This window comes from Corallococcus caeni (assembly GCF_036245865.1).
Classification (GTDB): Bacteria; Myxococcota; Myxococcia; order Myxococcales; family Myxococcaceae; genus Corallococcus; species Corallococcus caeni.
Map to the genome: position 1 here is coordinate 1 of NZ_BTTW01000013.1, position 14550 is coordinate 14550.

The 14550-nt window shown below is 69.5% G+C and carries 7 protein-coding genes; 5 read left to right on the plus strand and 2 right to left on the minus strand.

The genetic code is table 11. The annotated features are described in order from the left end of the window. The 4 genes from AABA78_RS36485 to AABA78_RS36500 all read left to right on the plus strand — a co-directional run. Nucleotides 1–971, plus strand: a 971-nt coding sequence (locus AABA78_RS36485; protein WP_338270093.1) for a non-ribosomal peptide synthetase, incomplete at its 5' end; no start/stop codon positions are given. Next, complete coding sequence (locus AABA78_RS36490; RefSeq protein WP_338270094.1) at nucleotides 964–5565, plus strand: type I polyketide synthase; 4602 nt, start codon at nucleotides 964–966, stop codon at nucleotides 5563–5565. The genes AABA78_RS36485 and AABA78_RS36490, both read left to right, overlap by 8 nt. 50 nt (nucleotides 5566–5615) lie before the next feature. Next, nucleotides 5616–6971 (plus strand): serine hydroxymethyltransferase, encoded by a 1356-nt coding sequence (gene glyA, locus AABA78_RS36495; RefSeq protein WP_338270095.1) that lies wholly within the window; start codon nucleotides 5616–5618, stop codon nucleotides 6969–6971. 34 nt (nucleotides 6972–7005) lie between these two features. Continuing rightward, complete coding sequence (locus AABA78_RS36500) at nucleotides 7006–11709, plus strand: non-ribosomal peptide synthetase (RefSeq protein ID WP_338270096.1); 4704 nt, start codon at nucleotides 7006–7008, stop codon at nucleotides 11707–11709. Between the two features lie 54 nt (nucleotides 11710–11763). On the opposite strand, the gene AABA78_RS36505 is transcribed toward AABA78_RS36500, so the two are convergent. Then, nucleotides 11764–12942 carry a DNA sulfur modification protein DndB gene (locus AABA78_RS36505; protein ID WP_338270097.1) on the minus strand — a complete coding sequence of 393 codons (1179 nt, stop codon included), beginning with the start codon at nucleotides 12940–12942 and terminating at the stop codon, nucleotides 11764–11766. A 278-nt stretch (nucleotides 12943–13220) separates the two neighbouring features. Beyond that, nucleotides 13221–13943: a VOC family protein gene (locus tag AABA78_RS36510; protein WP_338270228.1), complete on the minus strand. Its 723-nt coding sequence runs from the start codon at nucleotides 13941–13943 to the stop codon at nucleotides 13221–13223. Between the two features lie 198 nt (nucleotides 13944–14141). Here AABA78_RS36510 and trxA point away from each other — a divergent pair, with 198 nt between their 5' ends. Continuing rightward, nucleotides 14142–14483 (plus strand): thioredoxin, encoded by a 342-nt coding sequence (gene trxA, locus AABA78_RS36515; RefSeq protein WP_171419872.1) that lies wholly within the window; start codon nucleotides 14142–14144, stop codon nucleotides 14481–14483. The last annotated feature ends 67 nt before the right edge of the window (nucleotides 14484–14550 follow it).

The window sequence follows — 14550 nt, forward strand, 5'->3', positions numbered from 1 at the left end:
CCTATTCCACCTGGGCCCTCCTCGATGCCGACGCGACGGGCACCCCTCCCATTGGGCGCGCCATCGCCAACTCCCAGGTGTACCTGCTGGACCGCTTCGGCCAGCCGACTCCCTTCGGCGTCCCGGGCGAAGTCTTCCTCGGGGGTGAAGGCCTGGCCCGTGGCTACCTCGGCCAGCCTGCGCTCACTGCGGAGCGCTTCGTCCCCAACCCCTTCAGCACTTCGCCCGGCGCGCGCCTCTACCGCACGGGTGACCTTGCCCGCTGGCGCGCGGATGGCCAGCTGGAGTTCCTGGGTCGCAATGACAACCAGGTGAAGCTGCGCGGCTTCCGCATCGAACTGGGCGAGATTGAGGCCGCGCTGGCCCGCCAGCCTGGGGTGCGGGAGGTGGCCGTCCTCGTCCGTGAGGACGTGCCCGGCGACAAGCGTCTCGTCGCGTACCTCGTCCTTGCTCCCGACGCGCCTTCCGTCAGTGAGCTGCGCCGTGCCTTGCAGCAACTGCTGCCCGGCTACATGGTGCCTGCGCACCTGCTGCCCTTGGACGCGCTTCCGCTCACGCCCAACGGCAAGCTGGACCGGCGTGCTCTGCCCGCGCCGGATGCCCGGCCCTCGCTGGACACGGGCTTCGTCGCTCCGCAGAGCGCTCTGGAGGTGCAGCTTGCCTCCGCGTGGCAGGCCGTCCTTCGCCTCGACAAGGTCGGCGTCCACGACAACTTCTTCGACCTCGGCGGCAACTCGCTGCTGATGGTCCAGCTACACGCGCAGCTGCGCGAGGCTTTGAAGCTCGACGTTCCTCTGGTCGAGCTCTTCCAGGCTCCCACCATCCGCTCACTCGCGAAGCTGTTGAGCCGTGACGGCTCCGAGCAGCCCTCGCTCGAGAAGCATCAGGAGCGGGCCACCAAACAGAAGCAGGTCATGGATCAACAGAAGCGGCTGCTGATGCGCATGAAGGAAGGGAAGAAGAATGGATAGCCTGGTCGAGGAGGGTCCCCAGGATGGCATGGAGACCATTGCCATCATCGGCATGAGCGGGCGCTTCCCCGGTGCGCAGAGCATCGAGGCGCTCTGGGAGAACCTCTGCGCGGGCGCCGAGTCCGTCTCCTTCTTCTCCGACGCAGAGCTGGCCGCCGCCGGTGTCGACGCTTCCGTGCGGGGCCAGCCCGACTACGTGCCCGCCCGCGGCGTGCTCGCGGAGATCGACCAGTTCGATGCCTCGTTCTTCGGCCTCGCTCCCCGCGAGGCCGCCACCATGGATCCCCAGCAGCGCCTCTTCCTGGAGTGCGCCGCCGAAGCCCTCGAGCGCGCGGGCCACGGGGCTCCCGCCGCCGACAACCGCACTGGCGTCTTCGCCGGTGTGAGCATGAACACCTATCTCCTGCACAACCTGTACGGCCACCCGGAGCTGCTGGCCGGTGCCTCGGGGTACCAGGCCGCGCTGGGGAACGATAAGGACTTCGTGGCGACGCGCGTGGCCTACAAGCTCGGCCTGCGCGGCCCCAGCCTTACCGTCCAGACCGCCTGCTCCACCTCGCTCGTCGCCGTCCATGTCGCCTGCCAGAACCTGATCAGCTACCGCTGCGACATGGCGCTGGCCGGGGGCGCCTGCGTCCAGGTTCCGCAGGCCTCCGGCTACGTCTACGAGCCGGAAGGCATCCTGTCGCCGGATGGCCACTGCCGTACCTTCGATGCCAAGGCCCAGGGCACCGTCAGCGGCAACGGCGTCGGTGTCGTCCTCCTCAAGCGCTTCTCGGATGCCCTGCGCGACGGCGACACCGTCTATGCCGTCATCAAGGGCTCGGCCATCAACAACGATGGCGCTCTCAAGGCCGGCTTCACGGCTCCCAGCGTGGATGGCCAGACCGAAGCCATCACCGAAGCGCTCGCCATGGCCGACGTGGAGCCTGCGTCCATCTCCTATGTCGAAGCGCACGGCACCGCCACACCCCTGGGCGACCCCATCGAGCTGGCGGCCCTCAAGCGTGCCTTCCGTTCGTCCTCGCGCGCCACATGCGCCCTGGGTTCCGTCAAATCCAACCTGGGCCACCTGGATGCCGCGGCGGGTGTCACCGGCCTCATCAAGACGGCGCTCGCGCTTCACCACCGCAAGCTGCCCCCCAGCCTTCACTACTCCGCGCCCAACCCGCAGCTTGGCCTGGAGGACAGCCCCTTCTACGTCAATGCCTCGCTGCAGGACTGGCAGCCTCCTGCGGGTGTGCCTCGAAGGGCGGGCGTCAGCGCCTTCGGCATCGGCGGCACCAACGCCCACGTCATCCTCGAGGAAGCCCCCGCGCGGGAGGTCGCTGCTTCCACGAACGCACCGCAGGTGCTGGTGCTGTCGGCGAAGACGGCGTCCGCGCTGGAGAGCGCCACCGCCCAGCTCGCCTCGCACCTGCGGGCCCACCCCGAGCTGCCCCTGGCCGACGTCGCCTTCACCCTCCAGGTCGGTCGCCGCCTGCTGCCCCACCGCCGCTTCCTCGTCGCTTCCGACGCCCTCCAGGCCTCGCAACTTCTCCAGGCCCCCCTGCCTTCTGTCTTCGACGAGTCCGACGACAGGCCCGTCGTCTTCATGTTCCCGGGGGGCGGCGCCCAGTACGCCCTCATGGGCCAGTCCCTCTACGCCTCCCTTCCCCTCTTCCGCGACACCGTCGACCGCTGCGCCTCCCTCCTGCTGCCTCTTCTCGGCCAGGACCTGCGCGCCGTCCTCTACCCCGAGGCCTCCCGCGCCGATGCTTGCGCTTCCCTCCTGCGCCAGCCCCGCCTCGGCCTTCCGGCCCTCTTCGTCACCTCCTACGCGCTGGCCCAGCAATGGCTCGCCTGGGGACTCAAGCCCCAGGCCCTCATCGGCCACTCCCTCGGCGAGTACGTCGCTGCATGCCTCGCGGGCGTCTTCTCACTGAAAGACGCGCTCGCCCTCGTCTGCCTCCGTGGCCGCCTCTTCGAGCAGCTTCCTGCGGGCTCCATGCTCAGCGTCGCCCTCTCCGAGGCTGACGTCCTCCCCTTGCTGGGTGACTCGCTCTCCCTGGCCGCCGTCAACGCTCCCTCCCTCTGCGTTGTCTCCGGCCCTACCGACTCCATCGCCCAGCTCGCTGAGCGTCTTCGCGCCTCCTCCGTCGAGCACCGCGAAATCGCCATCGACGTCGCTGCACACTCCTCCATGGTGGAGCCGCTTCTCGCGGAGTTCACCCGCGCCCTCTCCTCCCTCTCCCTTCAGCCTCCTTCGCTTCCCTTCCTCTCCAACGTCTCCGGCACCTGGATTACCTCCAGCGAAGCCACCAGCCCCGAGTACTGGGCCCGTCACCTTCGCCAGACGGTGCGCTTCGCCTCCGGTGTGCAGACGGCGCTCGCCTCTCTGCCTTCGCCCCTCTTCCTTGAGGTCGGCCCTGGCCAGACGCTCACCCGCCTCGCCCACCTCTCCACTCGCTCGCACCCGGACGCCCTCGTCCTCTCTTCCATGCGTCACCCGCAGGAGGAAGCAGACGACGTGCATGTACTGCTCTCGTCTCTTGGCCGTGCGTGGCTCTCCGGCGTCCCCATCTCCTGGCCTGCCGTCCACGCCACGCCTCCTCGCCGCGCGCTCCTCCCCACCTACCCCTATGAGCGGCAGCGCTTCTGGGTGGAGCCGGGCCACGCCTCCCTGACTGCTCTCGCGGATCCGCTTCGCAAGCAGTCCCGCGTCGAGGACTGGTTCTATCTGCCCTCCTGGAAGCGCTCGCTTCCTCCCGCTGCATCCGTCTCCCCGTCCCGCCGCTGCCTCGTCTTCGTCGACCCGCTCGGCCTCGCCTCCGCCCTCGTCTCGCGCCTCGAAGCACTCGGTCACTCCGTCGTCTCCGTCTCCATGGGCGCGGAGTACCGACGCGAGGGCAGTCACGGGTTCGTCATCGATCCGCGCAACCGCGCGGACTACGGGCGGCTCCTGGGTGAGCTGAGCGCCGGCCAATCCCCACCGGACCTCATTCTCCACGGTTGGGGACTCACGCGTCCGGACGCCGACGTTCTCCAGCGGTACCTGGACCTCGGCTTCTACAGCCTGCTGTTCCTCACCCAGGCACTCGGGAGCCAGCACCTCTCGGAGTCGCTGGGCATCGTGGCGCTGTCGAATGGGACGCAGGAGGTCACCGGCCATGAGCCGCTGAACGCCGCGAAGGCGGCCGTCCTGGGCCTCTGCAGCGTGATTCCGCAGGAGCACCAGAACCTCACCTGCCGGAGCATCGACGTGGAGCTCCCAATGGATGCGGCGGGCACCGCCACGCTCGCGGCCCGGCTCGTGAAGGAAGTGCTCGCCGACGTGAAGGACGCGGAGGTCGCCTACCGCGGCAGCCACCGCTGGGTGAGGACCTTCGAGCAGGTTCCCTCGCGTCCCTCCACCGAAGCCGCCCTCCCGCTCCGGCAGCGCGGCACCTACCTCATCACCGGCGGGCTCGGGAAGATCGGCCTCGAGCTTGCGCGACACCTGGCGCGCACCGTCCAGGCCCGGCTGGTGCTCCTAGGCAGGACCGGCGTGCCGACCCGTGAGGAGGCGAGCACGGCGGACGCGCCGACCCGCGAGCGGCTCCGTGCACTCGACGAGTTGGAGGCCCTGGGCTCCGAGGTCCTGGTGCTCCGCGCGGACGTGGCGGACGCGGGGCAGATGTCCGCGGCGCTCGAAGCGGCCACCGCCCGCTTCGGGCCCCTCCATGGCGTCATCCACGCAGCGGGCACGACGGGTGACCGGGCCGTCCGCCTCATCGACGAGGCCGCGCCCACCGACTGTGACTGGCACTTCGATCCCAAGGTGCGGGGCCTCCAGGTGCTGGCCTCGCTGCTGGAGGGACGCGAGCTCGACTTCTGCATCCTGTGCTCGTCGCTGGCGTCGGTCCTGGGTGGACTCGGCTACGCCGCGTACGCGTCCGCCAACCGGTTCATGGACGTCTTCGCCCAGGCTCACGGCCGGACCTCCACGTACCCCTGGATCTCCCTGAACTGGGAGGGCTGGCGGACGGACGCGCCGCCTGTGCGGGACAACGCGCTCGGCGCGACGCTCCAGGAGCTGACCGTCACTTCCTCCGAAGGCGTGAAGGCCTTCGAGCACCTCCTGGCCCTGGAGCCCGTCGCCCAGGTGCTCATGTCCACGGGCTCGCTCCAGGCCCGGCTCGACCGGTGGACCCGGTTCCAGGAGGACGGCGCCGTCCCGGGCGGCACCACCTCCCGCGCGAACCTCGCGCACGCCCGTCCGCAGCTGCGCACCGAGTACGTCGCGCCCCGCGGCGAGCTGGAACAGACCATCGCGGACCTGTGGCAGACGCTGCTCGGGCTCGACCGGGTCGGCATCCACGACAACTTCTTCGAGCTGGGTGGGCACTCGCTGCTGGCCACCCAGCTCACCACCCGGCTGAAGGCCACCTTCAAGGTGGAGCTTCCGCTGCGCCGTCTGCTGGCAAGCCCCACCGTCGCCAGCATCGCGGACGTCGTCCTCGAGGCGCAGGCCGAGCAGGTGGATGACGACACCCTGGCCCGGATGCTCGCCGACATCGAAGCGATGTCCAGCGAGGACGCCGCGGACCTGCTGTCCGAAAGCGAGGCCTCATGAACGCCGTGACACCGCTCCTTCCCCATCCATCCCAACGAGAGGAATCTCCCGTGAACAAGAACGTCCTTTCGGAGCTCATGCGCAGCGGGACCGAGCTCCTCGCCGAGGAAGATCCCGCGCTCTTCGCGCTGCTCGAAGGTGAGTACGAGCGTCAGCAGGACACGCTCGTGATGGTCGCCTCGTGCAGCATCGCCGACCCTTCGGTGCTCGCGTGCCAGGGCTCGGTGGCGGTCAACGTGACCGCCGAGGGCTACCCGGGCAAGCGCTACCACGCCGGCTGCGAGCGCATCGACGGCATCGAGCAGCTGGCCATCGACCGGGCCAAGGCTGCCTTCGGGGCGCAGTACGCGAACACCCAGCCGCACTCGGCGACGTCGGCTAACTACATCGTCATGTCGCACCTGCTGTCGCCGGGCGACACCATCCTGGGCATGGGCCTGCGCGCGGGCGGCCACCTGACGCACGGGTCCAAGGTCTCCATGTCCGGGCAGTACTTCCGCTCCGTCCACTACGGCGTCGATGAGAACGGCTTCATCGACTACGAGCAGGCCGCGCGGATGGCGCGGGAGTTCAAGCCCCGGCTCATCATCTGCGGCGCCACCGCGTACTCGCGCGTCGTCGACTTCCGCCGCTTCCGGGAGATCGCCGACGAGGTGAACGCCTACCTGCTGGCAGACATCTCGCACATCGCCGGGCTGGTCATCACCGGGCTCCACCCGAACCCCATCGACCACGCCCACTTCACCACCACGTGCACGCACAAGCAGCTCTACGGGCCGCGCGGCGGGCTCATCCTGCTGGGGCGCGACCATGAGGCGATGGGTCCGGACGGCAAGCACACGCTGACCGACCTGATGCGCCGCGCGGTGTTCCCCTACTTCCAGGGCGCGCCCATCATCAACGCCATGGCGGCCAAGGCCCGGGCCCTGGCCGTCGCCGTCACGCCCGGGTTCAAGGCCACCGCGGAGCGCATCGTCGAGGACGCGCGCGCGCTGGCGCAGGCGCTCCAGGAGCGCGGCTACCGCATCATCTCCGGCGGCACGGACAACCACATCGTGCTCGTGGACGTCGCGGCGCGGGGCCTCACCGGCATCCTGGCGGAGCAGGCGCTGGAGGCCTGCGGCATCATCGTCAACAAGAACTCCATCCCGGGCGACAAGAACCCGGCGGAGATCGCCAGCGGCGTGCGGCTGGGCACCAACACGCTGGCGGGCCGAGGCTACGGCCCGCGCGAGATGGAGCTGTGCGCCGACCTCTTCCACCGCGTCCTCTCCGGCATCGAGGTGCTGGGGCCGCGCGAGTACAGCCTCAACCCCACCCTCCAGGCCGGCATCCGCGCGGAGGTCCGCGCCCTGTCCCGGCGCTTCCCCCTTCCCCGCTACGCGGCCGCCCACCCCGAGCCGTAGGCGTCACTCCCTCCCGAGCACGACGGACCTCTCCATGAGCGACCTCTCCAAGCGACTCGCCGCCCTTCCTCCCGAGAAGCGCGCCCTGCTGTCACGGCAGCTCAAGAACAAGACCGAGTCCCCCCGGGGTCCGGCCGTTCCCCGGCGGCCCCCGAACGTGGCCGTGCCGCTCTCCTTCGCCCAGCAGCGGCTCTGGTTCCTGGACCAGCTGGAGCCCGACAGCCCGCTCTACAACGTCCCCACCAACGTGCGGCTCACGGGGAAGCTGGACGCGGAGGTGCTGCGACGCAGCCTGAATGAGATCGTCCGCCGGCACGAGGTCCTCCGCACGACCTTCACGCCCCAGTCCCAGGACGGGCGCGCCGTGCAGGTCATCGCACCGGCGCTGTCGCTGGCGCTGCCGGTGGTGGACCTCCAGGACCTGCCCCGCGCCGAACAGGACGCGGCGGTGGAGCGGCACGCCCTCGCCGAGGCACGGCACGTGTTCGCCTTGCAGAAGGGGCCCCTGGTCCGCGCGACGCTGCTGCGCCTGGCGGAGCGGGAGCACGTGCTGCTCCTGAACATGCACCACATCATCTCCGACGGCTGGTCCATGGGCGTGATGCTCCAGGAGATGGGCACGCTCTACGCAAGCCTCGCCGCGGGCCGCGCTTCGGTCCTGCCGGAGCTGCCCGTGCAGTACGCGGACTACTCCGTGTGGCAGCGCGAGTGGCTGAGCGGTGAGGAGTACGCGAAGCAGGCCGCGTACTGGAAGGCGCGGCTTTCGGGCAGCCTGCCGGTGCTGGAGCTGCCCACGGACAGGCCCCGCCCGGCGGTCCAGTCCTTCCGCGGCGCGCACCACCTCTTCCACCTGGATGCGCCCCTCACGACGGCGCTCAAGGACGTGAGCCGTCAGGAGGGCGTCACGCTCTTCATGACGATGCTGGCCGCCTTCAAGCTGCTGCTCCACCGCTACAACGGCCAGGTGGACCTGCTGGTGGGCACGCCCATCGCCAACCGCACCCAGCCGGAGCTGGAGGGCCTCATCGGCTACTTCGCCAACACGCTGGTGCTGCGCACGAGCCTCGACGGAGACCCGAGCTTCCGCGCGTTCCTGAAGCAGGTCGAGGACGTGTGCCTGGGCGCGTACGCGCACCAGGACCTCCCCTTCGATCAGCTGGTGGAGCTCATCCAGCCGGAGCGGAGCCTCAGCCACATGCCGCTGTTCCAGGTCATGTTCGTGTTCCGCAACGACCCGTCGAAGCCGCTGGCGCTGCCGGAGCTGACGATGGCGCCCATGGAGGTGGAGAGCGGGACGTCGAAGTTCGACCTGACGCTCTATCTCATGGAGGTCGAGGGCCGGCTCCAGGTGTCGCTGGAGTACAGCACCGACCTCTTCGACGCGGCCACCATCCACCGCATGGAGGGGCACTTCCGCACGCTCCTCGCCAGCCTGGCCGCGGATCCCGGCCAGCGCCTGTCGCGCGTGCCGCTGCTCACCGCGCCCGAGCAGCAGCAGCTCCTGCGGGACTGGAACGCCACGGACCTGGCGTTCCCGGAGCGCGCGTGCCTGCATGAGCTGTTCGAGGCGTGGGTGGACCGTGCGCCGGACGCCGTCGCCGCCGTGTGCGGCGAGGAGGCGCTGAGCTACCGGGAGCTCAACCGGCGCGCGAACCAGCTGGCCCACCGCCTGCGCGCACTCGGCGTGGGGCCCAACGTCAAGGTGGGCATCTGCGTGCGGCGCTCGCTGGACGCCGTGGTGGGCCTGATGGGCATCGTGAAGGCGGGTGGCGCCTACATGCCGCTGGATCCCGCCTACCCGAAGGAGCGCCTCCAGTTCATGCTGGAGGACGTCCAGGCGCCGGTGCTGCTCACGCAGTCGCCGCTGCTGGAGCGGCTGCCCGCGCAGCGCTCGCGGGTGCTCTGCCTGGACACGGACTGGGCGGAGATTGCCCGGGAGCCGGACACGAACCCGGCCCACGTGGCGACGCCGGAGGACCTCGTCTACGTCATCTACACGTCGGGCTCCACGGGCAACCCCAAGGGCGTGATGCTGGACCACCGGGGCCGGGTGAACAACTTCACCGACTTCAACCGCCGCTTCCAGGTGGGCCCCGGGGACGCCGTGCTGGCCCTGTCCTCGCTGAGCTTCGACATGTCCGCGTATGACGTCTTCGGGACGCTGGCCGCAGGCTCCACCATCGTGCTGCCCGTCGCGGCGCTCGAGCGTGACCCGGCCCACTGGGCGCAGCTCATGGTCCAGCACCGCGTCTCCGTCTGGCACTCCGTGCCCGCGCTGCTGGAGATGCTCCTGGCCAGCGTGGGCACCGACGGCGAGCGAGTCCCCCGCTGGCTGCGCCTGGTGCTCCTGGGTGGCGACTGGATCCCCGTCTCGCTGCCGGACCGGCTCAAGGCGGTGGTCGCGGGTGCTCGGGTCATCAGCCTGGGCGGCGCCACGGAGATCTCCATGGACTCCACCATCTACGACGTCGTGGAGACCGACCCCGCGTGGAAGAGCATCCCGTACGGCATGCCCATGACGAACCAGCTCTGCTACGTGCTGGACGCGCAGCTGCAGCCGGTGCCCATCGGCGTGCCAGGCGAGCTGCACCTGGGCGGCGTGGGGGTGGCCTGGGGCTACCTGAACCGGCCGGAGCTGACGGCCACGAAGTTCATCCCGCACCCGTTCAGCACGCGCCCCGGCGGGCGGCTCTACAAGACGGGGGACCTGGCCCGCTACCGTCCGGATGGCAACCTGGAGCTGCTGGGCCGCATCGACAACCAGGTGAAGATCAACGGGCTGCGCATCGAGCTGGGAGAGATTGAAGCCGCCCTGCGCAAGCTCCCCGGCGTCGACGAGGTCATCGTCGTCGCCCGGGCCGAGGGCTCGGGCCCCAAGCGATTGGTGGCCTACGTCGTGCCCGATGCGGGCCAGGCGCTGACGGCGGAGGACGTGAGGGCCGCCCTCAAGGCCCAGATCCCCGAGTACATGGTGCCCACGGCCTACGTCTTCCTGGAGGCCCTGCCGCTGACGCCCAACGGCAAGGTGGACCGGCGCAACCTGCCGGCACCCCAGTTGATCCGCCAGGACGCGCAGCCGGTGGTGGCGCCGCGCACGCCCGAGGAGAAGGTGCTGGCGGGCATCTGGAGCGCGCTGCTGGGAGTCGAGCAGCTCAGCGTGCACGACAACTTCTTCAGCCTGGGCGGCGACTCGGTGCTGGGCGTGCAGCTGGTCGCGCGGGCGAGGCAGGCGGGGCTCCACCTCACCCCGAAGCAGCTCTTCCAGCACCAGACGCTCGCCGCGCTGGCGGAGGTGGTGGAGCCCGTCGCCGCGCGGCCCGCGGAGGAGGCCTCGGGGCCCCGGCTCACGGCCCGGCAGCAGCAGGTCGCGGACCGGATGCGCGCGGAGGACGCCAGCATCGAGGCGCTGTACCCCGTCTCCCCCATGCAGCGGAACATGCTGACGCGGGACCGGGGGCCGCATGCCCCAGGGCTCTACGTCGTCCACGCCAGCATGCAGCTCCCGGGTGACCTCCACGTGGAGCGCTTCCGGGAGGCCTGGCAGCGCGTGCTGGCGCACCACCCGGTCCTCCGGACGGGCTTCGTCTGGGAGGGACTGGACGAACCGTTGCAGGTGGTGCGCCGCGCGGTGGACGTGCCGCTCGAGGCCCATGACTGGCGGCACCTGTCCCTGGACGCGCAGCGGGAGCAGCTGGCGGCGCTGCTGCTGGCGGACCGGCGGCGCGGGTTCGAGCTGTCACAGGCGCCGCTGATGCGGCTGCTGCTCATCCACGTGGACGCGAGCACGTACTACTTCACCTGGAGCAACCACCACGCGCTGCTGGATGGCTGGTCCCGGGCCATCGTGCTGAAGGACGTGTTCCTCACCTACCGGGCGCTCCTGGCGAACGAGGCCCCGCCGCTCCAGGCGCGGCGCTCCTATGCGGACTACATCGGGTGGATCCAGCAGAAGGACGCCGCCGCGTCCGAGCAGTTCTGGCGGCAGCAGCTGAGCGGTTTCTCGGGTCCGGAGCCCCTGGTCCTCGGGCCCGCCCCTGCCCCGCTGGCCCTTCAGGAGGACCGGTTCGACAAGCAGAGCCTGACGCTGTCCGCGGCCACCACCGCGGCGCTCCAGGCGATGGGCCGACAGCACCAGCTCACGGTGAACACGCTGGTCCAGGGCGCCTGGGTCCTCCTGCAGCACCACCATGGACAGGGCGGGAAGGACGTCGTCATCGGCGTGACCTCCTCGGGCCGGCCCACGGACATGGCCGACGTGGAGACGGTCGTCGGGCTGTGCATGAACACACTGCCCCTGCGCATCCAGGTGGACCCTGGCACGCTGCTCGTGCCCTGGCTGAAGGAGCTGCAGACCCGTCAGGTCGATGCGCGCCAGCACGAGTACACGCCCCTGCCGCGCATCCAGCAGCTCGCGGGCATGTCTCCGGACACCGTCCCCTTCGAGAGCATCATCGTGTTCGAGAACTACCCGGTGGATCCGGCGCTGCTCGAGGTCGGGAAGGGCTGGGTGGGCAAGCATCCGCTCGCCCGGGAGAACTACGACGTCGCACAGACGGAGTTCCCGCTGCGCGTCGAGGTCATCCCCGGCGCGGAGCTACAGCTGGTCCTCTCCTACTACCGGAGCCGCCACGGCGCGGAAGCCATCACCCGGCTCCTGGAGGAGTTCCAGGCCCTGCTGGAAGGCATGATCGCTGGACCGGAGCAGCCCCTCCGCTCACTGGTCCAGCGCCACCTGTAGCTCGGCCGCGTACCCAGAACTCTCGCTGCTCAGTCGTCACGCGTAAGCGCATGACTACTGAGCAGCGAAGAGCGGCTGTCCCTGGAGCGGCGCACCCGCCGTGACCTGCAAATAGAACGGCGAGGCGGGATTGACGATGGCGGAGTAGATGCGCGTCGCCCACTCCTTGACGCCGCCTGCCTGTGAGAACGCGCCATCAACCGTCAGCTTGCCGGCCACACCGTTCCAACGGCCGCTGGCCTTGGACCAGTCAATACTGCCCAGTCGCTTGAGGATTTCGGCCTGCGGCAGCCTCTTCGTCGAATCCGACTCCAGGTGGACGGCATGCCCCACGGCTCCAAGCGCGGCGAGCACCTGGGGCGTGGACGCAACACTGTCGCGACGGGTGAGCTGCTCACCCAGGGTGGCGGTCAACGCCCGCATCCACTCGGTGGCGCTTTCGCGCAGGCGCTCCAACTCGTCCTCGTCCATGTCGTCGGGGATGTTGGACTTCTGGACGCCGGAGAGGCCCAGGAGGATGCAGGCCGCGAACTGGGAGAGGCTGCCCAGGGTGAGGGGCTTCTCGTCGGTCGCCTGCCGCCGCTTCGGATCCAGTGCGGCCGCGACGGCGGGCTGCTGCTCCAGGATGGACTGCACCGTCGCAATCAGCGGATCATCCTGGTTGTTGAGCGACTGTCCCGAGTGCTTGATGCCCCGCCGGTTGCGGATGAAGAAGCTGTGCTTGGCCCAGGCAAGCGTCGCGTCGAAGTGCAGCTCGTAGGTGATGGAGATGGAGTCCAGCTTCCTGCGCAGCTCCTTGAGCCGCTCCACCTCCTTCTGGTCTCCAACCCGGCTCGCGCCCGCGCTGCGCTCGCTAATCCGCTGCATCAGGAGGAACAACGCAGCGGCCTGGGTCTCCGAGTCGGTGTTGACGACAATGGAGCCGTGGTTGATCCAGGCGGTCGCGAGTCCCAGCGGGCCGTAGCCATCCGGCTCCTGCTCCAGATAGCCGCCGTTCTCCACGTCCACGAGGCGCGTCAGGACGGGATCCGGGGTGTAGAGCGACTGGGCAGGAAGACTGTAGTGCTGCTCGGAGAGCACTCGCCGCTCGATGTAGTCCGCGTACTTCTGGACGTTGGTCAAACGGGCGCCCGTGAACTCGCGCTGGACCTGCTCACGCAACGCTTCGACTTCATCAAGCTGGGCGAAGCTGGCGTCCAGTCGGGCTTTCTTGCTCGCCCTCTCCAGGTCCATCGGGCTTGCGTGAAGGAGCGCCGTTCGGAACACCGAAAACGGAACGGAGCCTACGATCTTCTTGTGCGACCCATTGATCTCCAGGGTGCCATCCAAGCGCACACCCATCCTGCGGAGGTTCATGACCGTCTGTTGCATGGTGGTGGCTGCCTTCTTGAAGTGAGCGGTGCAGGCCGCTCCGATCGCGATTCCGACCGGTCACTTTCAATTAGCGCTCCGCCGTGGGGGCGCCCATCCCCCGTCGGAGGGATGGACACCCGCGCAGATGGCCACCGCGCTCAGTTCGAACGCGCGGGCTCCAGGAGGCCGAACTCCACGCCGGTCGGATCCGTCAGCACCGCGAGGCTTCCACCCGCGGGGCCTGCCCTGCGTGGGACCAGGACCTTCGCGCCCAGTCGCACGGCGTGCTCACGCGTTGCGTCCAGGTTGTCCACCCGGAGGTGCGTGCGCCAGTGCTGCCTTGCGTCCGGGGACTCCTCCGCGCTGGCGACCTGGCCTGCCGGGGTGCTGTCCGCCGCGAAGAGGGTGCCGCCGTCAGCCGAGGACTGCAGCCTCCAGCCGAAGACCTTTCCGTAGAACTCCTTCGCCCGGGCGACGTCGGGGGTGATCAGCGTCTCCCAGCAGAAGGCTCCTACCTCCGCCTTCGGCGGCACCGGGGTGCCCGGCGGGCTCTTCACCGCCGCGAGCATCGCCTCCGCGTAGTCCACCACCCGGGCCACCCTCCCCAGCCCGGGCACTTCCCTGAGCCCCGGCAGCGCCCCGCCCCCGTCCGCGGAGGCGATCACCACCGAGGCGTCCACGTTGTCCACCGAGACGAAGCTCACCCAGCCCGTCCCGAACCCCACCCGCTGGGCCTGGCGGATGGCCCCCAGGGGCTGCTCCGCCAGCCGGATGGTCGTCCCCGCCCCCGGTGCGGCCTCCTGGTACGTCCAACCGAAGAGGTCGGCGTAGAAGGCCTTCGCCTTCTCCGGCTCCGGCGTCGTCAGCTCCCGCCACACCACACGCCCCAAGATGGCCCTTCCCTCACGCATCTGGCCCTGCCTTTCGCTCCGTGAATGGGGTCGTCTTCCACTCTCCGACACTGGTCCCGCCGCCGGGCCGCCAAAGCCGTGCTTTTTCGCTGCGTGGCCCTTAGGTTCCGGATCAGGATGGTCGCGGCCCCTGCATGTGTCTCGGGCGTAAAGGTACCAGGAGGAAACATGGCTGGCACGGATGTACTGGATATCGGGGATTCCAATTTCAAGAAGGAAGTCTTGGAGTCAGACGTTCCCGTGCTCGTGGACTTCACGGCCGCCTGGTGCGCTCCCTGCCGGGCCATTGCTCCCGCCGTCGCGGAGCTGGCGACCCGCTACAAGGGTCAGATGAAGATCGCCAAGCTCGACGTCGACGCCAACCAGGACACGTCCCAGGAGTACGGCATCCGTTCGCTGCCGACCCTGCTGGTGTTCAAGGGCGGCAAGGTCGTGGAGCAGATCGTCGGCGCGGTGCCCAAGAGCCGGCTCGAAGGCGCCATCACGAAGATCCTGTCGCCGCAGGTGTGATTGCTGGGAGCCACGGGCTCCCTGAACTCAAGGCTCCATCGCCCGCATGTTCCGGACGATGGAGCCT